The organism is Caulobacter endophyticus (assembly GCF_029543245.1).
GTDB classification, from domain to species: domain Bacteria; phylum Pseudomonadota; class Alphaproteobacteria; order Caulobacterales; family Caulobacteraceae; genus Caulobacter; species Caulobacter endophyticus_A.
Map to the genome: position 1 here is coordinate 44480 of NZ_JARQWV010000006.1, position 20312 is coordinate 64791.

General features: G+C 67.6%; 16 protein-coding genes. 11 read left to right on the forward strand and 5 right to left on the reverse strand.

The window, feature by feature from the left end; translation table 11 throughout:
• Positions 1–93: 93 nt before the first annotated feature.
• The 3 genes from P7A99_RS07350 to P7A99_RS07360 all read right to left on the reverse strand — a co-directional run bounded on the left by P7A99_RS07350 (position 94) and on the right by P7A99_RS07360 (position 2825).
• Positions 94–444, reverse strand: coding sequence for a hypothetical protein (locus P7A99_RS07350; RefSeq protein WP_277793260.1), 351 nt, complete (start codon positions 442–444; stop codon positions 94–96).
• A 30-nt stretch (positions 445–474) separates the two neighbouring features.
• Entirely contained in the window at positions 475–1155 is a 681-nt protein-coding gene (locus P7A99_RS07355) for a DUF882 domain-containing protein (protein ID WP_277793261.1), read from the reverse strand.
• Between the two features lie 233 nt (positions 1156–1388).
• Positions 1389–2825 carry a L,D-transpeptidase family protein gene (locus P7A99_RS07360; protein WP_277793417.1) on the reverse strand — a complete coding sequence of 479 codons (1437 nt, stop codon included), beginning with the start codon at positions 2823–2825 and terminating at the stop codon, positions 1389–1391.
• A gap of 271 nt (positions 2826–3096) precedes the next feature.
• Between P7A99_RS07360 and P7A99_RS07365 the strand changes: the two genes are divergently transcribed.
• From P7A99_RS07365 to P7A99_RS07390, 6 genes are all read left to right on the forward strand, one after another.
• Positions 3097–4161, forward strand: coding sequence for a glycosyltransferase family 4 protein (locus P7A99_RS07365; RefSeq protein ID WP_277793262.1), 1065 nt, complete (start codon positions 3097–3099; stop codon positions 4159–4161).
• Positions 4162–4273: 112 nt separating this feature from the next.
• Positions 4274–6427, forward strand: coding sequence for an amylo-alpha-1,6-glucosidase (locus tag P7A99_RS07370; protein WP_277793263.1), 2154 nt, complete (start codon positions 4274–4276; stop codon positions 6425–6427).
• A gap of 32 nt (positions 6428–6459) precedes the next feature.
• Positions 6460–8256 (forward strand): glycoside hydrolase family 15 protein, encoded by a 1797-nt coding sequence (locus P7A99_RS07375; RefSeq protein ID WP_277793264.1) that lies wholly within the window; start codon positions 6460–6462, stop codon positions 8254–8256.
• 133 nt (positions 8257–8389) lie between these two features.
• Positions 8390–9169, forward strand: coding sequence for a trehalose-phosphatase (gene otsB, locus P7A99_RS07380; RefSeq protein WP_277793265.1), 780 nt, complete (start codon positions 8390–8392; stop codon positions 9167–9169).
• Positions 9166–10623, forward strand: coding sequence for an alpha,alpha-trehalose-phosphate synthase (UDP-forming) (locus P7A99_RS07385; RefSeq protein WP_277793266.1), 1458 nt, complete (start codon positions 9166–9168; stop codon positions 10621–10623). The genes otsB and P7A99_RS07385 overlap by 4 nt, the downstream gene beginning before the upstream one ends.
• Positions 10624–10636: 13 nt before the next feature.
• A complete protein-coding gene (locus P7A99_RS07390) occupies positions 10637–11482 on the forward strand; it encodes a Ku protein (RefSeq protein WP_277793267.1) in 846 nt (281 codons plus the stop codon).
• Between the two features lie 116 nt (positions 11483–11598).
• Here P7A99_RS07390 and P7A99_RS07395 read toward each other — a convergent pair whose 3' ends face one another.
• Together P7A99_RS07395 and P7A99_RS07400 are read right to left on the reverse strand one after the other, a co-directional pair.
• A complete protein-coding gene (locus P7A99_RS07395; RefSeq protein WP_277793268.1) occupies positions 11599–12912 on the reverse strand; it encodes an MFS transporter in 1314 nt (437 codons plus the stop codon).
• An 86-nt stretch (positions 12913–12998) separates the two neighbouring features.
• Positions 12999–15545, reverse strand: coding sequence for a TonB-dependent receptor (locus tag P7A99_RS07400; protein WP_277793269.1), 2547 nt, complete (start codon positions 15543–15545; stop codon positions 12999–13001).
• A 367-nt stretch (positions 15546–15912) separates the two neighbouring features.
• On the opposite strand from P7A99_RS07400, the gene P7A99_RS07405 reads away from it, so the two are divergent.
• The 5 genes from P7A99_RS07405 to P7A99_RS07425 all read left to right on the forward strand — a co-directional run bounded on the left by P7A99_RS07405 (position 15913) and on the right by P7A99_RS07425 (position 20254).
• Positions 15913–16467, forward strand: coding sequence for a TetR/AcrR family transcriptional regulator (locus P7A99_RS07405; RefSeq protein ID WP_277793270.1), 555 nt, complete (start codon positions 15913–15915; stop codon positions 16465–16467).
• Positions 16468–16613: 146 nt separating this feature from the next.
• Positions 16614–17441: a hypothetical protein gene (locus P7A99_RS07410; RefSeq protein WP_277793271.1), complete on the forward strand. Its 828-nt coding sequence runs from the start codon at positions 16614–16616 to the stop codon at positions 17439–17441.
• A gap of 1 nt (position 17442) precedes the next feature.
• Positions 17443–18654, forward strand: coding sequence for a serine hydrolase domain-containing protein (locus tag P7A99_RS07415; protein ID WP_277793272.1), 1212 nt, complete (start codon positions 17443–17445; stop codon positions 18652–18654).
• Entirely contained in the window at positions 18651–19826 is a 1176-nt protein-coding gene (locus P7A99_RS07420; RefSeq protein WP_277793273.1) for an aromatic ring-hydroxylating oxygenase subunit alpha, read from the forward strand. Before P7A99_RS07415 ends, P7A99_RS07420 begins: the two co-directional genes overlap by 4 nt.
• A 14-nt stretch (positions 19827–19840) precedes the next feature.
• Positions 19841–20254: a DUF2141 domain-containing protein gene (locus P7A99_RS07425; protein WP_277793274.1), complete on the forward strand. Its 414-nt coding sequence runs from the start codon at positions 19841–19843 to the stop codon at positions 20252–20254.
• The last annotated feature ends 58 nt before the right edge of the window (positions 20255–20312 follow it).

Here is a 20312-nt window from a genome sequence, read left to right on the forward strand (position 1 = left end):
GAAGACGGCGTGCCGGCACATCGGCCAGCGGCGTAACTCCTCACCCTCCCAGGCTATCGCCTGGGCCCCTCCCTCTCCCTATGGGAGAGGGAATTATTGGCGCGTACGCGAAGTCATCCCTGCCGCGGCCGCGTCGTCGGCCATCTGGGGGTCGACTTCGGGCGCGGGTTTGGGCGTGGCGGGCGGGGCCTCGACCACCGGCGGCTTTTCGGGTTCGGGCGTGACGGCGGGCGGCGGAGTCTGGGCGGCGGGCGTGCGGACCGTGGCTGCGCTGGCGGCGTCATCAGCCGTGGTGCGGATTTCCGCGCCCTCTTCGTAGCCGGAGCTCTCGAAACCGACCCCGGCGCTGACCACCAGGATCACGCCCAGGGCGGCGACCGCCCCGACGACGAAACCCAGGACGATCCATCCCAACGGATTGCCGCGACGTTCGGCCTTGGCCATCTGGAGCTCCCTAAAGGGAAGGCTCCGATCCTAGGAGCCGACCCAGCGTCGGACCGCGCCGACATCGACGTGAACGAAATTACTGACGGGATAGTACCCGACGCCGCCCTGTTTCAGGTCGAGGGCCGCAGTCCTCAATCGATCCAGGGAGACATCCTCCAGATAGAGATCGATGGCCTTGCCGTCCATGTGCAGGCTGCGCTTGGCGACCTCACCGCTGCGCGCGTGCAACATCGCGTTGGTCTTGGGCGAGCGATAGCCAGAGATGATCTGGAAGTGCGACTTGCTCTGGGTGCGCGCCGCCAGGCCCGCCATGATGTCGTAGAGCTTCGGGTTCATCGGCGAGACGTCGCCGGTGCGATAGTCCCGCAGCACCTTGTCGAGGGCCTGGACCGCGTCGGGCACGTACTCGCCCTTGTCGAAATAGACGGCTTCGAGCTTTTCCTGGGTGTGCACGTTGTGCAGCTTCACCCAGCGCGGTTCGGCGGAAATGATGCGTTTCGGCTCGGCGACGGGAACCGGCGCTTCGGGCAGGCCGTTCTCAGGCATGCCCTCGGCCGCACTGCCCAAGTCGCCCTGCTTCATCAGCAGGTCGGCGATGGGGTCGGCCCCGGGGCCGAACTTGGACTGTGCGAAGGCCGCCATCGGCCCGACCGCACTGGCGCCCAGCACACCCAGGCCAAGGCCCAGGAGCTTGCGTCGTTCGATCATAGATACGCTTTCCCGACTGACTGCGTCAGGCCGCCAAACAGGCGGCCCGCGCTCACTTGGAACACGATAAACTTTCCCGATCGGAAAGGCTTACGCGGCAAAAGAGGCCTGACGAGGGCCGTCGGGTCAAGCCGGACGCATGGACGCGCGGCCGCCGAAAGCGTGGGCATTCCCGTTTCCGGCAACGCTTCAAATGCTGCAAAGACAGCGGCTTGGACGGCTGAGCGAACCGCTCAGACGGTCTTGGATGCGGCGATACGCTGCACCAGCGCCTTGTCCCAGCCGTACGGATCATCGCGGAAGTTCACCTGCCCGTCCGGCGTCACATAGGCGGTCCAGTACAGCAGATAGACGGCCATCGGCTTGGGCAGTTGGGCGCGCACGGTCTTGCCCGAGGCGATGGTGGCGTCAACGTTCTCGGCCGTCCATTCGGCGCTGCCGTCGAGCAACTGCTTGGCTAGCGGGATGGGCTTTTCCAGTCGCACGCAGCCGTGGCTGGCCAGGCGGCTGTAGCTGGCGAACTTCGCCCGCGACGGCGTGTCGTGCAGATAGACGCCGTAGGGATTGTTGAAGTCGAACTTCACCAGGCCCAGGGCGGCCTTGTCGCCGGCCTTCTGCTGAAGACGCGTGCCGCCGCCCTCGGTCGGGATGACGATGAAGTCGTTGCGAGCCAGATAGCCGGGATTGGCGCGTTCCTTGGGCCACAGCTCCTTGGTGGCGATGGAGCTCGGCACGTTCCACGGCGGATTGAGCACGATCGAGTGGATCTGCGATTGCAGCATCGGCGTCTCGTCGCCCGGACGCCCGGTGACGGCGCGCATGGTCAGGGTCGGAGCGTCACGGTGGAACACGCTCATCACCGCGGCGGCGATGTTGACCTGGATACGATCGGCCGGCAGCTCTTCCGGGAGCCAGCGCCAGCGTTCCATGTTGGCGACGATCTGGTCGATGCGCAGTTGCACCGGCACGTTCAGCGCCGCCAGCGTGCCCTTGCCCATCACCCCGTCGGGATTGATGCCAAAGCGCTTCTGGGCGCGCATCAGGGCCTGTTGCAGAGCCTCGTCGAACACCGGAGCCTTGTCGACGGCGATGGTCGGGTCCTCGATCGCCAGCCGGGCCTCGAGCTGGGCGATCCGCGGATCGCCCTTGTCGCCCAGCTTCAGCGGCGGGCCCTCTGGGATCAAGGCCCAGCCGCCCCGGGCGGCGATGTCGCGATAGACCACCAGCCCTTTTTGCAGGGTCTGGTAGCCGGTGTAGGGCGGCGACAGCTCTTCCAGCCAGCCGGCCAGGCGATCGTTCTGCACGGCGGCGGCGAAGCCGGGGGCCGGATCATAGGCGGCGGGACGCAGCCCCCAGTTGCCGTCGAAGTCGGCGGCCGCCAGGCGGCCGCTGTGCACGGCCTTGGCGTAACGCATGGTCAGGGCCACCAGCTGGGTGACGCCGGCCTGGCGATCGGCGGCGTTGCGCGAGTCGAGCAGGGCCAGGGCGCGGTCGGGCGCGAAGAGGCCGGGTTCGAAGCCGTGCGAGGGGGCGTCGTTCAGCGCCTTGACCAGCAGGTCGACCTGGTCGGCGCGCAGGGCCGGCGGCGCGGGCACGGCCACAGGCGCTTGCTGCGGCGTGCGGACGGGCCGGACCTGAGCTTGAGCGAGAACGGCCGGCGCCGCCGACATCCACAGGGCCGCCCCAAGAAGGACGGTCGAAACTTTCAGGCTCTGGTTCACCGCAGACGGGTCTCGCACGCACGTTGCACGCGGCCCTTCCGCGCACTTCTCAAATGGCAATTCCGCGTCGGGGTCGTCAACGCGAGTATCGTGAAAGTCCAACGGCCAAGGTCCCGGTTTGGTTCTTTCTGACGTTGCGGAACCTTAACGCCACACTCGCGGTTTGCTGTTCGACGACGGCGCCTTTGCGCCACAATCGTCCTTGTCAGGACAACCCAATATGAGAATCGCCCAGGTTCCGCCCCTGTATGAAGCCGTGCCGCCACGGCTCTACGGGGGCACCGAAAGGGTGGTCGCGCACCTGACGGACGCGCTTGTCGACCTCGGCCACGAAGTCACCCTGTTCGCCTCCGCCGAAGCCCGCACCAAGGCCGACCTCGTGGTCGTCCGCGACCAGGCCATCCGCCTGGACCCCGCCCCGCTGAAATCCGACCTCGCCGCCCACATCGCCATGCTGGCCGAGGTTCGCCGTCGCGCCGCCGAATTCGACGTCATCCATTTCCACACCGACATGATCCACTTCCCCCTGTTCGAGGGCATGGCGGAAAAGACCCTGACCACCCTGCACGGACGGCTGGATCTGAAGGACCTGCCCGGCGTCTACCGGCGCTGGCCGCAGTTTCCGCTGGTGTCGATCTCCGACAGCCAGCGCGCGCCCCTGCCCTTCGCCAACTGGGCCGGCACGGTGCTGCACGGCATGTGCGCCGAGATCTACGAATATCATGCGAAGTCAGAAGGTTACCTGGCTTTTCTCGGACGGATCTCGCCGGAGAAAGGGCCCGAACGGGCCATCGCCATCGCCAAGCGCATGGGTCGCAGGCTGAAGATCGCCGCCAAGGTCGACGCCGCCGACCTGGAATATTTCCACACCGTCGTCGAGCCGCTGCTGAACCATCCCCTGGTCGAGTTCGTGGGCGAGATCGGCGACGCCGAGAAGTCGGCCTTCCTGGGCGGGGCGGACGCCCTGCTCTTCCCCATCGCCTGGCCCGAGCCGTTCGGCCTGGTGATGATCGAGGCCATGGCCTGCGGCACGCCGGTGATCGCCTACCAGTGGGGCTCGGTGCCCGAGGTGATCGAGGAGAGCCTGACCGGCTTCATCGTCGACGACGAGGACGAGGCGGTCGCCGCCCTGCGCCGCCTGCCCGACCTGTCGCGCCAGACCGTGCGCGAACGGTTCGAGCTGCGGTTCTCGGCGCACGCCATGGCCCGTCGCTATCTCGACCTCTATGCGCGCCTGGACGAGGCGGCCCAGCCGCCGCGCCTGACCCTGGCCCAGAGTGCGTGACCTCAAAGGCGGCCAAACCCCGCCGGGTTGAGGCCGCATTGTAGCTTTCAAGTTCAGCGACCGCGCCTCCCCTGGCGCGGCCGCTGATCGCGTTTAGACAAGGGGCATCGATATGGACGATCTGGCGCCGACCCCGTTGACCGCGGGCGAGCATGGAGAGACCGGCGAACCGCGCGTGCCCTACCGGCTGTTCGCCCTGAAGGACCGTGACACCTTTCTGGTGGCCGACGCCTTCGGCGACGTGCTGGGAGCGGCCGACGGCCTGTTCCACGACGACACCCGCCTTTTGTCGCGCCTGAGGCTGCTGATCGGCGGGCGGCCGCCGGCCCTGCTGAGCGCCAGCGTCTCGCAGGACAACGTCTTCTTCACCTCGCACTCGACCAACCAGACCCTGCCGTCGCTGGGCGGGGCGTCGGCGCCGCATGGAGCGATCCACATCGAGCGCAAGCGCTTCCTGTGGTGCGAGCGGCTGTACGAACGCCTGCGGTTCGTGAACTACAGCCGCGACATGGTCATCCTGCCGGTGGCCCTGGAGTACGACGCCGACTTTCACGACATGTTCGAGGTGCGCGGCTCCAAGCGCAAAGCCAGGGGCCGGGTGCTGCCGGCCGAGCTGAACGGCCGCTCGGTGCACTTCGCGTATCAGGGGCTGGACGAGCTGCGTCGCGACAGCGTCATCGCCTTCTCCGAACCGCCCGGCCGCCTGACGCCGCAGCGGGCCGAGTTCATGTTCATGCTGACGCCGGAGACCCATTTCGACCTCTATCTCGAGGTGGGCCCAGTCCCGGACCATCCGCCGACCCGCGAGCGCTGGCGGGCCGCCGCCGCCCGGGCCCGGATCGACATGCGCGGCCGCCGCCGGCGCGGGGCGCGGCTGAAGAGTTCGGGACGCCTCTTCAACGACTGGCTGGAGAAGTCGCGGGCGGACCTGGCCTTGCTGACCACCGAGTTCGAGACCGGTCCCTACCCCTATGCCGGCATCCCCTGGTTCTCGACCCCGTTCGGCCGCGACGCCATCATCACCGCCTGGCAGGTGCTGTGGATCGAGCCCCGCCTGGCCAAGGGCGTGCTCGGCTACCTGGCGGAACACCAGGCCGAAGAGGTCAGCGCCTTCCGCGACAGCGCGCCGGGCAAGATCATGCACGAGACCCGCAAGGGCGAGATGACCCGCCTCGGCGAACTTCCGTTCGGCCGCTACTACGGCGGGGTCGACACCACGCCGCTGTTCGTGGCCCTGGCCTGCGCCTATGCCGAGCGCACCGGGGACCTGGCGTTCATCGACGGGCTGTGGGGCGCCCTGCGCGCGGCGGTGGCCTGGATCGAGCAGTTCGGCGACAGCGACGGCGACGGGCTGATCGACTACGCCCGCGGCGCCGACACCGGCCTTTCCAACCAGAACTGGAAGGACAGCGAAGACAGCGTCTTCCACGCCGACGGCAAGTTCCCCGACGGGCCGATCGCCGTGGTCGAGGTGCAGGGCTACGCCTTCGCCGCCTTCAAGGGCATGGCCGACCTGGCCCGTCGCCGAGGCGAGACCGCCGACGCCGAGCGCTGGGCCGCCAAGGCCGAACACCTGCGGACCATGGTCGAAGAGCGGTTCTGGATGGAGGACAAGGGCTTCTACGCCATGGCGGTCGACGGTCACGGCAAGCCCTGCCGCGTGCGCGGCTCCAATCCCGGGCATCTGCTGTTCTGCGGCCTGCCCTCGCCCGAGCGCGCGGCCAAGGTGGCCGACACCCTGCTGTCGGCGGCGTTCAACAACGGCTTTGGCGTGCGAACCCTGGCCGAGGGCGAGCCGCGCTTCAATCCGATGAGCTATCACAACGGCTCGGTGTGGCCCCACGACACGGCCATCTGCGCCATGGGCCTGGCGCGCTACGGGCATCGGGACGGCGTGGTGCGAATGACCTCGGGCCTGTTCGAGACCGCCGCCCACTACGAGATGCGGCTGCCGGAGCTGTTCTGCGGCTTTCCCCGCCAGCCGGGCGAACCGCCGGTGGCCTATCCTGTCGCCTGCCTGCCCCAGGCCTGGGCCGCCGGTTCGGCCTTCATGATGTTGCAGGCGTGCCTGGGCATCACCGTCGACGGCTGGGCCGGCGAGATCCGCATCCAGGAGCCGCGCCTGCCCATCGGCATCGACAGCCTGTCGATCGAGAACCTGGGCGTCGGCGATCGCCTGACCGACCTGTCGTTCGAACACGTCGGCCGACACGTCACCGTCCAGGGCGGGCGGCGGTCCACAGTGCCGATCCTCACCCGCTGCTGATTTTCCCCAAAAGCGTAACAAGAACAAAGACCATGCCCCAGAACCTCGACCTGTTTCCGATCGGCAACTGCTCGGTCAGCGCCCTGATCGACCGCGAAGGCCGCTTCGTCTGGGGCTGCATGCCCCGCATCGATTCCGACCCGGTGTTCAGCACCCTGCTCGGCGGGCTGGAGCCGCCGTTCGAGGGCGGCAAGGGCCTGTGGGACGTGGTCGTCGACGGGGCGGTGAAGGTCGAGCAGGCTTACCTGCGCAACACACCGATCCTGCGCACCGTGGTCACCGACGCAGACGGGGCGAGCCTGGAGATCATCGACTTCGCCCCCCGCTTCCAGCAGTTCGGCCGCATCTATCGCCCCACCGCCTTCATCCGCCTGGTGAGGCCGCTCAGCGGGGTATGCCGCGCCACTATCCGCCTGCGCCCGACCGCTAACTGGGGCGCGCGCCTGGCCGAGCACACCAACGGCTCCAACCACATCCGCTACCTGTGCTCGGACATGACGGTGCGCCTGACCACCGACTGCCCCGTCTCGCACATTCTGGAGGAACGCACCTTCCGCGTGGAGCGGACGCTGGCGATGTTCCTCGGCGCCGACGAGGGCTTCGACGCCGACGTCGGCGCGACCTGCGCGCGGATGTTGCAGCAGACCGAGGACTATTGGCTGGGCTGGGTGCGGGGCCTGGCCGTGCCGCTGGACTGGCAATCGGCGGTGATCCGCGCGGCCATCACCCTGAAGCTCTGCATGCATGAGGAGACCGGCGCGATCGTCGCGGCCATGACCACCTCGATCCCCGAGCACGCCAACAGCGGCCGCAACTGGGACTACCGCTACTGCTGGCTGCGCGACGCCTATTATGTGGTCCAGGCGCTGAACCGCCTGGGCGCGGCCGACATCCTGGAGAACTATCTCTCGTACCTGCGCAACATCGTCGACCGGGCGGCGGGCGGCCACATCCAGCCGCTGTTCGGGGTGGGCTACGAGCCGGCCTTGGTCGAGCGCTTCGCGCCGGACCTGCCCGGCTATCGCGGCATGGGGCCGGTGCGGATCGGCAACCAGGCCTTCGAGCACCAGCAGCACGACGTCTACGGCCAGATCATCCTGTCCTCGACGCAAGCCTTCTTCGACGAGCGCCTGCTGCGGCCGGCCACGGTCGACGACTTCAAGGCCCTGGAGCCGGTGGGCGAGCGGGCCTTCCAACTGCACGACCAGCCCGACGCCAGCCTCTGGGAGTTCCGCGGCCGCGCCAACGTGCACACCTATTCGTCGGTGATGTGCTGGGCCGCCTGCGACCGCCTGGGCAATGTCGCCGAGAAGCTGGGCCTGGCCGACCGCGCCAAGTTCTGGAACGACCGCGCGGCCAAGGTGCGCGAGGCCATCGATACCCACGCCTGGAACGAGACCCTGGGCCGGTTCGCCGCCACCTTCGGCGGCGAAGAGCTGGACGCCAGCCTGCTGCAACTGGTGGACCTGCGCTTCATCGCCGCCGACGACCCGCGCAACAAGGCCACGGTCGCGGCCATCGAGGCGGGCCTGCGCAAAGGCAGCTACCTGCTGCGCTACGCCCTGCCCGACGATTTCGGCACGCCGCAGACGGCCTTCAACATCTGCACCTTCTGGCTGGTCGAGGCGCTGTATCTCGAAGGCCGGGTCGAGGAAGCCAGGTCGCTGTTCCAGGAAATGCTCGACCGCCGCACCTCGGCCGGCCTGCTGTCGGAGGACATCGGTTTCGAGGACGGCGAGCTGTGGGGCAACTACCCGCAGACCTATTCGTTGGTAGGTCTGATCAACTGCGCGGCGCTGCTTAGCAGACCCTGGACTTCGGTACGCTGAAGCTGGGTCAACCCCTTCGGCCTCACGTTTTGGTCAGTCAAACGTGACCCCCCGACCAGCGGGTTGGGGGGATCGAACCGAGCCTAGGGGCGTTCTTGGCGGCTGAGTTCCATAGTGAAAGGGGCCTAACTGCATGACCACGTACGGGTCTGCCGCTCGGCTTGCGTCGTCGGATCTTCCGCCGCCGCCCACCAGTATTCCTGCCAATTGCGCGCTGTTCCTCGACCTCGACGGAACCCTTGCGCCCATCATGCCGCGTCCCGACGACGTCGGCCCCGACGCCGCGCGCGCGGCCCTGATCGCGCGCCTGCGCGAAGCCTTCGATGACCGCGTGGCGGTGATCAGCGGCCGTTCGCTGGATGATCTTTCCCGTATCCTGGGCGACGGCGCCCTGGCCTACATGGCCGGCGTGCACGGCCTGGAGCGCCGCACGCCCGAGGGCGTGTTCCGCGCCCAGCCCCATGAAGGCCTGGCCGAGGCCCGCGACGTCCTGGCCGATCTGGCCCGCTGCGACCGCGGCCTGATCTTCGAGGACAAGCACCTGAGCGTCGGCCTGCACTACCGCAACACCCCGTCGGCCGCCGACGCGGTGATCGAGGCGGCCGAGCGCCTCAAGCGCCAGACGGGCCTGGTGCTGCAACTGGGCGACATGGTCGCCGAGCTGCGCACGCCCGGCCAGGACAAGGGCTCGTCAGTCGCCGCCCTGCTGCGCGAACCGGCCTTCGACGGCGCCCTGCCGATCTTCATCGGCGACGATCTGACCGACGAGGACGGCTTCGAGGCCGCCCGCCGCCTGGGCGGCTACGGCGTGCTGGTCGGCCCCGAGCGGCCCAGCGCCGCCGGCTATCGCCTCGACGGTCCCGAGGCGGTCCACGCCTGGCTGGACGCCATCGCTCGGGAGGCCGCCCGATGAGCCGCCTGATCGTCGTTTCGAACCGCGTCAACCCGCCGTCCGGCAAGGGCGAGGAAAGCGTCGGGGGCCTGGCCATGGCCCTGGCCGCGGCCCTGCGCGAATATTCCGGCATCTGGTTCGGCTGGAGCGGCAAGACCACGCCCGAGTTCACCGGCCAGCTGAACATGCAGCGTGTCGAGGGCGTGACCGTGGCGACGGTCGACCTCGAGGACGGCGACTACCAGGAATATTACAACGGCTACGCCAACAAGACGCTGTGGCCGCTGTTCCACTACCGCGTCGACCTGACGGCCTATGACCGCTCGTTCGGCGAGGGCTATGACCGGGTCAACAAGCGCTTCGCCGAGACCCTGCGCCCGCTGATCGAGCCGGACGACATCATCTGGGTGCACGACTATCACCTGATCCCGATGGCGCGGGAGCTGCGGCGGCTGGGCGTGACCAACCGCATCGGCTTCTTCCTGCACATCCCCTGGCCGGCCCACCAGCTGGTGGTCACCCTGCCCCGCCACCGGCCGCTGGTGGAGGCGATGTTCCATTACGACCTGCTCGGCTTCCAGACCGAGGAAAGCCTGCAGGCGTTCGAGGGCTACGTGTTCAACGAGGTCGGCGGCGAGAAGACCGAGGACGGCCGCCTGCGCGCCTTCGGCCAGATCACCGAGGCCGGGGCCTTCCCGATCGGCATCGACGCCGAGGACTTCGCCCGCATCACCAAGAGCCCGCGCGCCATGCGGGTCTATGACCGGATGGCCGCACACAGCGTGTTCCGCAAGATGGTCGTGGGCGTCGACCGCCTGGACTACTCCAAGGGCCTGGAGGAGCGCCTGCTCGGCTTCGAGCGGTTCCTGCACGACCACGAGGAGGCCCGGCGCGAGGTGATGCTGCTGCAGATCGCCCCGTTGTCACGCGACGAGGTCGAGGCCTACCAGGACATCCGCCATCGCCTGGACGGCCTGATCGGCCGCATCAACGGCGCCTATGCCGAGATGGACTTCACGCCGATCCGCTATCTCAACCGCTCCTACCGGCGCGACGAGCTGGCGGGGGTGTATCGCGCGGCCAAGGCGGCGCTGGTCACGCCCCTGCGCGACGGCATGAACCTGGTGGCCAAGGAGTACGTGGCCTCGCAGAACCCCGAGGATCCGGGCGTGCTGATCCTGTCGCGCTTCGCCGGCGCCGCGCGGCAGATGAAGGAAGCGCTGATCATCAACCCCAACAGCCCCGAGGAGATCTCGGACGCGCTGAGCCGGGCGCTGGCCATGGACGAGACCGAGCGTAAGCGGCGCTGGGAGGACCTGATGGACAACGTCACCCGCCAGGACGTCACCGCCTGGCGCGACGACTTCGTCACGGCGCTGAAAGGCCGCCCCAATGTCGAGGCGGCCAACACCGAGACCCCGGACGAGCCCGCCGTGGCGGCGGTGAAGAAGGCGCTGGCCGGCGCCAAGAAGTAGGAGCGACACGCAGATGGCCCCGCGTCCCACCTGGCAGGGCCATCTGCGGCTCTCGCTCGTCACCTGCCCGGTGGCGCTCTACACGGCCACCAATCCCGGCGGCGAGGTGCGCTTCAACCTGCTGCACCCCAAGACCCACAACCGCATCAAGATGGTAGCCACCGATCCGGACCTGGGCCCCGTCGAGCGCTCGGATCTCGTCAAAGGGTACGAGGTCGAGAAGGACCGCTACGTCATCGTCACGCCGGAAGAGATCGAGAGCGTGCGGCTGGAAAGCACCCGCACCATCGACATCGAGCGCTTCGTCGACGTGGCCGACATCGACCGGCTGTTCTGGGACAATCCCTATTTCCTGGTCCCCGACGGCAAGCTGGCGGTCGAGGCCTACAGCGTGATCCGCGACGCCATGGCCGGCGCCAAGCGCATCGCCCTGGGCCGCGTGGTCATGCACACCCGGGAGCGCCTGCTGGCCATCGAGCCGCGCGGAAAGGGGCTGGTGGCCTGGTCGCTGCGTGCCTACGACGAGGTGCGCGATCCGGCCGACCTGTTCGACGACATCCCGGCCAAGAAGGCCGATCCGTCGATGATCGCCATCGCCCGCAAGATCATCGAGCAGCAGGACGGCCCCTTCGAGCCCGAGGACTTCAAGGATCGCTACGAAGAGGCCCTGCGCGACCTGATCAAGCGCAAGGAAAAGGGCGGCAAGACCAAGGTCACCGCCGCCCCTCCCGAGGACACCAACGTCGTCGACCTGATGGAGGCCCTGCGCAAGAGCCTGGGCGGCAAGGCGCCCGCCGCAAAGGTGCCGGCGAAGAAGGCTGCGGCCAAGAGCACTGCCAAGACCAAGAAGGCGTCCTGAGTAAAATTCCGAGTATCCCCCCGAAGGCGGGGATCCAAGCTGAGGCGGCCGTCGTGGCGCAGCACATGCCGCAAGCTCGACTTGGACCCCCGCCTTCGCGGGGGATCGGGGTGGGTTTAGGCCTCCTGCCCCACCGGCGACCTGGCCTCCTTCAGCCGCAGGTAGATGCAGCCGAAGCCGACCACGGCGTTGAGGATGCCGACCAGCACGAACGGCGAGGCCGGGCTGATCACGTCGAACAGCACGCCGCCCAGCGTACCCAGCACCAGGATGCCGAAGGCGCCGCACAGGTTGAAGAAGCCGATCACCGCGCCCCGGCCCTCTTCCGGCGCTTCCTTGCCGATCAGGGCCTGGGAGCCGATGAAGGCGCTGATCTGGCCCACGCCCAGCAGCACGAACAGCGGCAGAGCCGCCTTGCTCAGCGGATCGTCGATGAACATGGTCGCCAGATAGCCGACCGCGCCCAGCAGCATGCAGGCGGCCAGGGCCGTCAGGCGGTGGGCCTTGTCGATCATCAGGGCCACGACCACCGGCCACAGCAGCGCCGCCGACTGGGCGACGATGAACGGGATGCGACCCTGGTCGAGGGCGTCGGCCAGGCTGGCGCCGTCCTCCAGCGCCGCCTTCTTGCCCCACGCGATGGCGTAGGCGCCGACGATGGCCAGGTCGCCCCGGGCCACGAAGGCCGAGGCGTAGGCCAGGACGATGCGCGGGTTGGACTTGGCGGCGGCGACGCCTACGCCCAGCTGGGTCGAGAGCTTGACCCGCTCGACCGAGCGCGTCGCCGCGCCCGGCTTGAGGCCCAGCCACATGACCGCGGCCGAGACCAGGCAGATGGCGGCGGCGATGGCCAGCGCGGCCTGGCCGGCGGTCTTTTCGTCCATGCCCTGGCCGACGAACACGGCCGGCAGCTTGCCGATGGCCAGGGCCAGAACCACCACGCCCAGGCCGTTGAGGATGCCCGACAGGGCGACGATCTTGCCGCGGTCGCGGGCCTTCACATAGTCGGCCAGGATGGTCGACAGCATGCCGGTCGTGGCGCCGATGCCGATGGCGTAGACCACCTTGTAGAGTGACAGGTCCCAGATGTTGGTGGCCAGCGGAAACAGCAGATAGCCGGCCGCCGTGGCCAGGAAGCCGATGGCGTAGACCGCACGGCGGCCGACCCGGTCGGCCAGGGCGCCGGCCAGGCCGAACACGAATAGCAGCGCCACCTCGTTGACGAGGTTCAGGATGCCCAGGACCGAGCCCTGACGATCCAGCGGCACGCCGAGATTGGCGCTGAGCACGTAGGGCGTCATCACCGCGACCGTCGTGGCCAGGCCGATGTTGACGAAGGCGGCGTAGAGCGCGGTCCACATGTGGCCGGCGCGCACGCCGGGCTCGGTCGCCAGAATGCCGAACCGCTCGGGGTTCTTGGGCGCTGCCATCGGGAACTCCAGAAAGAACTTTGGGGGCAAGGAAAAGGCCCGGCGCGCAGGGGCGCCGGGCCTTGAAGGTCACGCGATCAGCGCGATCAGAAGGTCTTGCTGATGCGGATCGAGGCGGCGCGCTTCTCGGGCAGAGAAACCACGTAGGAGCGCGGCGGCGTGTTGTTGTTCAGATCGAAGAAGCCGAAGTCGGTCGCCGCGATGGCGTTCTTCGGGGTGTCGTCGTCGAACAGGTTGGTGACGGCCAGATCGATGCCCCACGACCCGTCGGTGATCCCGGCCCGCAGATCCGAGACGAAGTAGCTCGGCAGCCAGGTCAGGTTGTTCTGGGTCATGTAGCGCTTGGACTGGTAGCGGCCCGACAGTTCGGCGGTCCAGGACCAGTTCGACATCTTCGGCAGCTCGCCGGTGACCAGCGCCGAGATGTTGAAGCTGTGCTTGGGCGTCAGCGGAACGGCCTTGCCGGTGTAGTCGCCGTTGGTGGACTCGATCCGGTCGAAGTAACCGGGGGTCGGGACCTTGTAGTCGGTGAACTCGGCGTCGGTGTAGGTGTAGTTGCCACTCAGCGTCAGCCAGTGGGTGGCCCGCCAGTCGCTGGTCAGGTCGATGCCCTTGCTTTCGCTTTCACCGGCGTTCTCGACCGACGGCACCGAGGTGCCGCCGAGCACCTTGGTGGTGCCGATCTGCTGGTTCTTGTAGCGGTTGAAGAAGATCGCTCCGTTCAGGACTAGGTCGCCGTCGAGGAAGACGTTCTTCGAGCCGATTTCGAAGCTTTGCAGCTTTTCCGGCTTGAAGGTGGAGTCGACGCTGCCGCTGGTGCCGGTGGTGTCGACGCCGCCCGGCTTGAAGCCTTCGCCGTACGACGCATAGACCGAGTTGCGCGAGGTAAGCTTGTAGTTGGCCACGAAGTTCGGCGTGAAGGCGTCGGCGCGGACGGTCTTCTTGTCGATCTGGGTGGTCCTGGCCAGCTGGGCGTTGCGAGCGGCGACGGTGCCGGCCGGACCGGCGGCGCAGCCCAGCTGCTGCAGGCAGACCAGCTGCACGCCGAACAGACGGTAGTACATCGGCTGGTACGGGCTGCCGCGATAGGCGACGCGTTCCTCGATATAGCGACCGTCGAAGCGCAGGGTCAGGGCGTCGGTGACGTCGTATTCGACGCTGCCGGCCCACGACAGCGAGTCCGTTTCGCGCGAGATCTTCAGCGGATAGTCCGCCGTGGCCTTCGCGGTCGTGGTCGGCGCCTGGAAGGCCCCGGTCGCCGTGGCGCCGCCGCCCATGAAGAGCGCCGTCAGGATGGTCAGACGCGGGTCGGAACCCTCGCGCATCCAGAACTGGTCCTTGTTGATCTGGCTGGCGGTCTCGTGGAAGTACAGGCCTTCCAGCGAGGTGCGCAGCTTGCCGAAGTCCTTGCTCCAGCGCAGGGTCTGGCTCTGCTGCTTGGTGTCGAAGTCATCGTCCAGCATCACCGAGAAGCCGATGGCCGGCAGGCCCCCGGTCGGCGCGACGGTCGAGTAGTTGACGCCATAGGCGCGCAGGAAGCCCAGGTACTGGTAGAGCGAGCCGTAGAACGGCGCCATGCCCGCATAGAGCGGCAGGACATTGCCGCTGAGGCTGTTGTTGGAGTTGTCGAAGTCCTGGATCTGGGTGGTCTCGCCGCGGGTGATGCCGGTCAGCGAGGTGAAGGTGCCCCAGTCGCTCTCGTAGTTGACCTCGAACGAGGCGCGGGTCGCATCCGTGACCGTGCCCTTGAAGTCCTTGCCCGTGCGCGGATCCAGCGAGTAGGCGATGGTCTGGCTCTTGACCACCGCGGCGTCGCTGAGGTCGCCCTTGACCGTGAAGCCGGGGCGATTGTTGCTGGGATCGGTGACCGCGACGCCGAGATTGGCGGTGTTGGCCGTGCCGGTCCGCGGGTTCACCGCCGTGATGTAGGCGCGGGCCATCTGGTCGTATTCTTCGTGCGAGGTCTGCACCCGGGCGAAGACGCTCAGCTTCTCGGTCGGCTTCATCAGCACGCTGAAGGCCGCGCCCTTGGCTTCACCGCCGCCGACGCGCTTGCCGCTGACGCTGTTGAGGTACTGACCGTCGTTTTCCCAGGCGCCGGCGTTCAGGTTGATCGCCAGCTTGTCCTGCACGAGCGGGACCGAGAGCGAGACCTTGCCTTCCTTCAGGCCGAAGTCGCCGGCCTCCAGGCTGAGCTTGCCCTCGAACTCGCCAAGGTTCGGACGCTTGGAGATGTAGTTGATCGCGCCCGAGAAGGCCGAACGGCCGTAGAGCACGCTCTGCGGACCCTTCACGATCTCGATGCGCTCGGCGTCGACGAAGCGCAGGGACGCCAGGGCGCCGCCGCCGGCGGTGGCGAAGGCTTCCGACGACGTGTCGACCCCATCCACCAGGATGGCCACGTTCGGACGGCCGCGCACGGCCTGCACGCCGCGGATCGCCGGGCGCGTGTCGCTGGGCGTCAGGCCCTGATCGAAAGTCAGGCCGGCGGTGGATTGAGCCACGCGGCTGATGTCGGAAATATTGCGACGCTCGATCGTCTCGGCCGAGACCGCGTTGATCGTGATCGGAACCTCTTGCAGAGATTCAGACTTGTTACGCGCCGTGACGGTGATCTCCCCAATCACCGTCATATCTTCTGAAGTCGTCGTTTGCGCGAGGGCTTGCCCCGAACAAATCAGAAGCGTAAGAGCGCTCGCGCTCGCGCCATAGATACTCATAGCTGACTTGGTCATGACTCCCCTCTTCAAATCTTGACCACACCCCGCCGCGTTCCCCGCGACTGTTCCCCGACGGTCAAGATGATGGAGCCGGACCAATACAGGTCTTGCGATAAAGCGTTTGTCCGTCCATCGGATAGGAGTTCAGGAAAGTCCCGCCATGCTGACAGACGTAGCGCCCGCAACCAAGCCTCGGCAATCGCGCCGGATCGCCACAGAAGCAGCGATCGTGGAGGCGTTCGGGCGTCTTATGGAGCGCGGAAGCGTCCACGACGCGGGTGTGAATGCCCTAATCAAGGAAGCCGGCGTCGGCAAGAAACAAATCTATGACTATTTCGGCGGCCTGGGCGGGGTGGCTGACGCCTGGGTGCGTCGCACCGGGATCTGGCCGCGACTCTCCGACATGCTGGACGAACCGCTGGAGACCTTTCACCAGCGCCCGCCGATGGAGCGCCTGCGCATGCTGGTGCGGACCTACGCCTCGTCCCTGCGCGCCCATCCGGCCGTGGCCACGATCATGGCCGGCGAATTCGCGGGCCCGCCCGAGCTGCGCGACGCCGTCACCGCCGTGCGCATACGCATCTGGGAAGAATATGAGCGCCTCTTCATCGGCCAGCGCAGCGAGGACAAGGAATTGCTGGCCATCGCCATGACGATGCTGTCAGCTGTCTCCTACGTCGGCATGCGCGCCAAGTTCGAACCGAACTTCTTCGGCTTCGACCTTCACGACGACGTGGCGTGGGAACGGGTCGTGGGCATGCTGGACCACGTGATGGGCCGCTACCAGACCGGCGTCGACACCGCGACTTCTCGCCAGGTGGATAGCGCCGATTGAAAAATTGACCGGTCGGTCCCTTTTTGAAAGCCTCCGAGCATCCCGCCAAGCGCGGGCCTGAGCGCACGGAGACCCTCTATATGTTCGGCGACCCTCTTTCCCTCCCCGTCAATCCCCAGGCGGGCGACCTCTGGGTAGCCGCAACGATGGTCACCGACGACAAGCTCAAGCTGGGCCTGTCGCGGATCCTGCTTCTGGGACCCGACCTGCAGATCAAGGCGGCGCTGCATACGGGCGATTTCGGCATGGTTTCGGGCCTGGCGGTGAATCCCCGCACCGGCGAGCTCAACGCCCTTGATCCGTTCGCCCGCAACGTGACCCGCATCGACGCCGCGGGCCGCCGCGTCCCCGGCCAGGCCTCGCTGCTCCCCGGCCGAGGCCTTGGCTCGATGGTCTTCCTGCCCGATGGCGGCTCGCTGGCCGGCGAGCATCTTTCGGGCCAGGCCCCGCCCTTCACCGGTGACGGCCGTCTGGTGCGGTTCGACGCCGACGGCCGCGTGGTGCGCTTCTATCGTCCCGAGTACCACGGCGGCGTCATGGGCTTCCTGGGCGTCACCCACCTGACCGTGCTGTCGGACGGCAAGACGGCCGCCTACGTCTCGGAGACCGGCAACACCGTCTTCCGCTATGACATCGAGGCCGACGCCCAGCTTTCGCCGCTCTATGTACGCACCGACCCGCCGGGCATGGTGTTCGGCATCGCCGCCACGCCCAGCGACGACGTGCTGGTCAGCTGCGGCAATGAAGTGCGCCTCGTGGCTCAGGACGGTTCGGTGGTGCGCACCTACGCCGTGCCGGAAGGCCGCGGCTGGTCGTTCCTGCGCGTCACCGACGACGGTGCCCACTTCTGGGCCGGCGACTTCTTCTCAGGGCAACTGGCCAAGATCGCGCTGGACAGCGGCGAGCTGGTCGCCAGCGTCAAGCTCGACATCCCGTTCGGCGTGACGTCCATTGCCGAAGTGAAGGCGGCCTGAGGTGAAGAAGCGCAAGATCCTGCTGATCGGCCTTAGCGCCGTCGTCCTGGCGGGCGCGGCGACCTATGCGACCGCCCCGCTCTACTGGAACCGCTATTTCCGCGCCCTGACGGTCAACCCGCTCGAACCGCCGATCGACTGGTACAAGCCGGTCGCCGTGGTGAAGGGCGCGCCCGGCGCGGCGCTGCCGAAGACGACGCCGGAAGCGGCCGGGATCGATCCCGCCGCGCTGGAGGCCGCGGCGAGCTATGCGGGCGCGCGCAAGTCCGACGCGCTGATCGTGGTCAAGGACGGCGCCATCGTCTACGAGCGCTACTGGAACGGCATTGGCCCCAACAGCGTGATGAAGGCCCACTCCTTCACCAAGACCATGACCGGCATGCTGATCGGCGCGGCCATCGCCGATGGCAAGATCAAGTCGGTCGACCAGCCGGCCGCCGACTTCATCACCGAGTGGAAGGACGACGAGCGCTCGAAGATCACCATCCGCGACCTCCTGCAGATGTCGTCGGGCCTGGAGCCGCCGGACTATTCCTACGCCCCCTGGTCCAGCACCATCCGCACCTTCCTGTCGCCGGACCTGGCCAAGGACAACCTGGCCCTCAAGGCGGTGCACCCGCCGGGCACGGTGTTCGGCCACCACAATCCCGACCCGGTGGCGCTGAGCGTCATCGTCGAGCGGGCCACGGGCAAGACCTTCGCCGACTACATGTCGGAGAAGCTGTTCCAGCCGCTGGGCATGCACGACGGCTCGCTGTGGCTGGCCAAGGAAGGCGGCCTGGCGCACGGCGACTGCTGCATGATCTCGCAGGTCCAGGACTGGATGCGCATCGGGATCATGCTGGCCAATGGCGGGTCGTTCGAGGGCAAGCAGGTCCTGCCCGCCGACTACGTCGCGGCCATGAGCGCGCCGGGCAAGGCCAATCCGGGCTACGGCTTCCAGATCTGGCGCGGCCGTCCGTTCGCCAAGAACCGCATCTACTCGCCCGAGCGTCCCGACAAGGCCAGCGTCTCGGCCGAGCCGATCGCCGCCGAGGACGCCATCTTCCTCGACGGCTGGGGCAAGCGGCGGCTCTGGATCGTGCCTTCGCAGAAGCTGGTCGTCCTGCGCGACGGCGTCGATCTCGACGACTGGGACGACACCAAGATACCAAACCTCATTCTTCGCGGTCTGGCGGCCCCCGCCGCCCCGCAGCCGGAGAAGGCGCCATGATCAAGAACCAGTGGTACGTCGCCGAGTACAGCGACGAAATTCCCAATGGCGGCCACAAGCGGGTGAAGATGCTGGGCCTGGAGTTCGTGGTGTTCCGCGACTCCAAGGGCAAGGTCAGCTGCCTGTCGGACGTCTGCATTCACCGCGGTGCCTCGCTGGGCAGCGGCATGGTCGTCGACGACGCCATCGAGTGCCCCTATCACGGCTGGCGCTTCAACGGCGGCGGCAAGTGCGTGAAGATCCCGTCGCAGGAGCCCGGCGTGAAGATCCCGCCGCGCGCCAAGGTCGACTCCTATCCCGTGCAGGAGAAGTACGGGATGATCTGGGTGTTCATGGGCGACCTGCCCGAGGCCGAGCGCCCGCCCCTGCCGCCCTTCCCCGAGTTCGAGGATCCGGCCTGGCGCTGCATCCGCGGCACCTACGAGTGGAAGGCCAACTACGCCCGCATCACCGAGAACGGCATCGACCCCTCGCACGCGGCCTTCGTCCACCCCAGCTTCGGCGACAAGGAAGCCCCGCAGGTGCACGAGTTCACGCTCGAGCAGGACGAGTGGTCGGCCTATGCCGAGCTGAAGTTCGTGCCGCCCGAGTACAAGGGCATGTGGAAGTTCTTCCGCAAGGCCAAGCGCAGCATGGTCACCGTGCGCAACGGCTTCCACGTCTCGGGCGCGCACGTGCGCATCCAGATCCGCCCGACGCCAACCTGGTCGACGGTGATCTTCGACGTCAACACGCCGATCGACGAGACCACCACGATCACCCGCTGGATCATGGCCCGCAACTTCCTGACCCAGAAGATCTGGGACGGCGACAGCCGCCGCCGCACCCTGCGCATCTTCGAGCAGGACCGCGTGATCATGGAGAAGGTCTGCCCCGAGCTGCTGCCCGTCTATCTGCACGAGGAAGTCAGCGTGAAGTCGGACGGCATCATGGTGGCCTGGCGCAACAAGCGCCGCGAGCTGATCGAGAAGGGCTGGGCGCTGGACGTCGACGCCATGGAGCGCGACATCCAGGGCAAGCGGGCGATGGTGATCCCCTCGCCCGACCGCGCCAACCCTGCGGAAGCCAAGGACTTCCTGCTCAAGACCGTGCCGCTGGTCGATGGCGAGCGGGTGCGGGCCGAGGCCCTGAAACAGCGCCACGGCGGCTCCGCGCCGGCCGCGGCCCAATAGCCGGAGCGACGCGCATGAGACCGAGCATCCTCATCCTCGTCGCCGCGCTGGCCGTCACGGGGGCTGCTCACGCAGCCTCCGTGGAGGTCAAGGTTTCGGGGGTCCAGAACACCAAGGGCCAGGTCGTGGTGTCGGCCTGCGACAAGGCCACGTTCCTGAAGACCTGCCCCTACAATGTGAAGGTCCCGGCCGCCTCGGGAGCGGTAAGCGCCAAGTTCGCCAGCCTGCCGGCGGGCCGCTGGTCGTTCCTGGCCTTCCACGACCAGGACGGCGACGGGGTGATGAAGAAGACCGCCCTTGGCCTGCCCGCCGACGGCGTAGGCCTGTCGCGCGATCCCAAGGCGAGGTTCGGCCCGCCCAAGTTCGAGGACTCGGCCGTGGACGTCGGCGCCGATGGCGCGAGCGTGGCGGTTGGACTGAAGTACTGATCCCTCTCCCCTTGCGGGAGAGGGTGGCCTCCGAAGGAGGTCGGGTGAGGGGTCGCAC

Coding starts and splice junctions, on each gene's coding strand:
- P7A99_RS07350 (WP_277793260.1), bottom strand. CDS start 444: ATGGCCAAGGCCGAACGTCGCGGCAATCCGTTGGGATGGATCGTCCTG.
- P7A99_RS07355 (WP_277793261.1), bottom strand. CDS start 1,155: ATGATCGAACGACGCAAGCTCCTGGGCCTTGGCCTGGGTGTGCTGGGC.
- P7A99_RS07360 (WP_277793417.1), bottom strand. CDS start 2,825: ATGTCGGCGGCGCCGGCCGTTCTCGCTCAAGCTCAGGTCCGGCCCGTC.
- P7A99_RS07365 (WP_277793262.1), top strand. CDS start 3,097: ATGAGAATCGCCCAGGTTCCGCCCCTGTATGAAGCCGTGCCGCCACGG.
- P7A99_RS07370 (WP_277793263.1), top strand. CDS start 4,274: ATGGACGATCTGGCGCCGACCCCGTTGACCGCGGGCGAGCATGGAGAG.
- P7A99_RS07375 (WP_277793264.1), top strand. CDS start 6,460: ATGCCCCAGAACCTCGACCTGTTTCCGATCGGCAACTGCTCGGTCAGC.
- otsB (WP_277793265.1), top strand. CDS start 8,390: ATGACCACGTACGGGTCTGCCGCTCGGCTTGCGTCGTCGGATCTTCCG.
- P7A99_RS07385 (WP_277793266.1), top strand. CDS start 9,166: ATGAGCCGCCTGATCGTCGTTTCGAACCGCGTCAACCCGCCGTCCGGC.
- P7A99_RS07390 (WP_277793267.1), top strand. CDS start 10,637: ATGGCCCCGCGTCCCACCTGGCAGGGCCATCTGCGGCTCTCGCTCGTC.
- P7A99_RS07395 (WP_277793268.1), bottom strand. CDS start 12,912: ATGGCAGCGCCCAAGAACCCCGAGCGGTTCGGCATTCTGGCGACCGAG.
- P7A99_RS07400 (WP_277793269.1), bottom strand. CDS start 15,545: ATGACGGTGATTGGGGAGATCACCGTCACGGCGCGTAACAAGTCTGAA.
- P7A99_RS07410 (WP_277793271.1), top strand. CDS start 16,614: ATGGTCACCGACGACAAGCTCAAGCTGGGCCTGTCGCGGATCCTGCTT.
- P7A99_RS07420 (WP_277793273.1), top strand. CDS start 18,651: ATGATCAAGAACCAGTGGTACGTCGCCGAGTACAGCGACGAAATTCCC.
- P7A99_RS07425 (WP_277793274.1), top strand. CDS start 19,841: ATGAGACCGAGCATCCTCATCCTCGTCGCCGCGCTGGCCGTCACGGGG.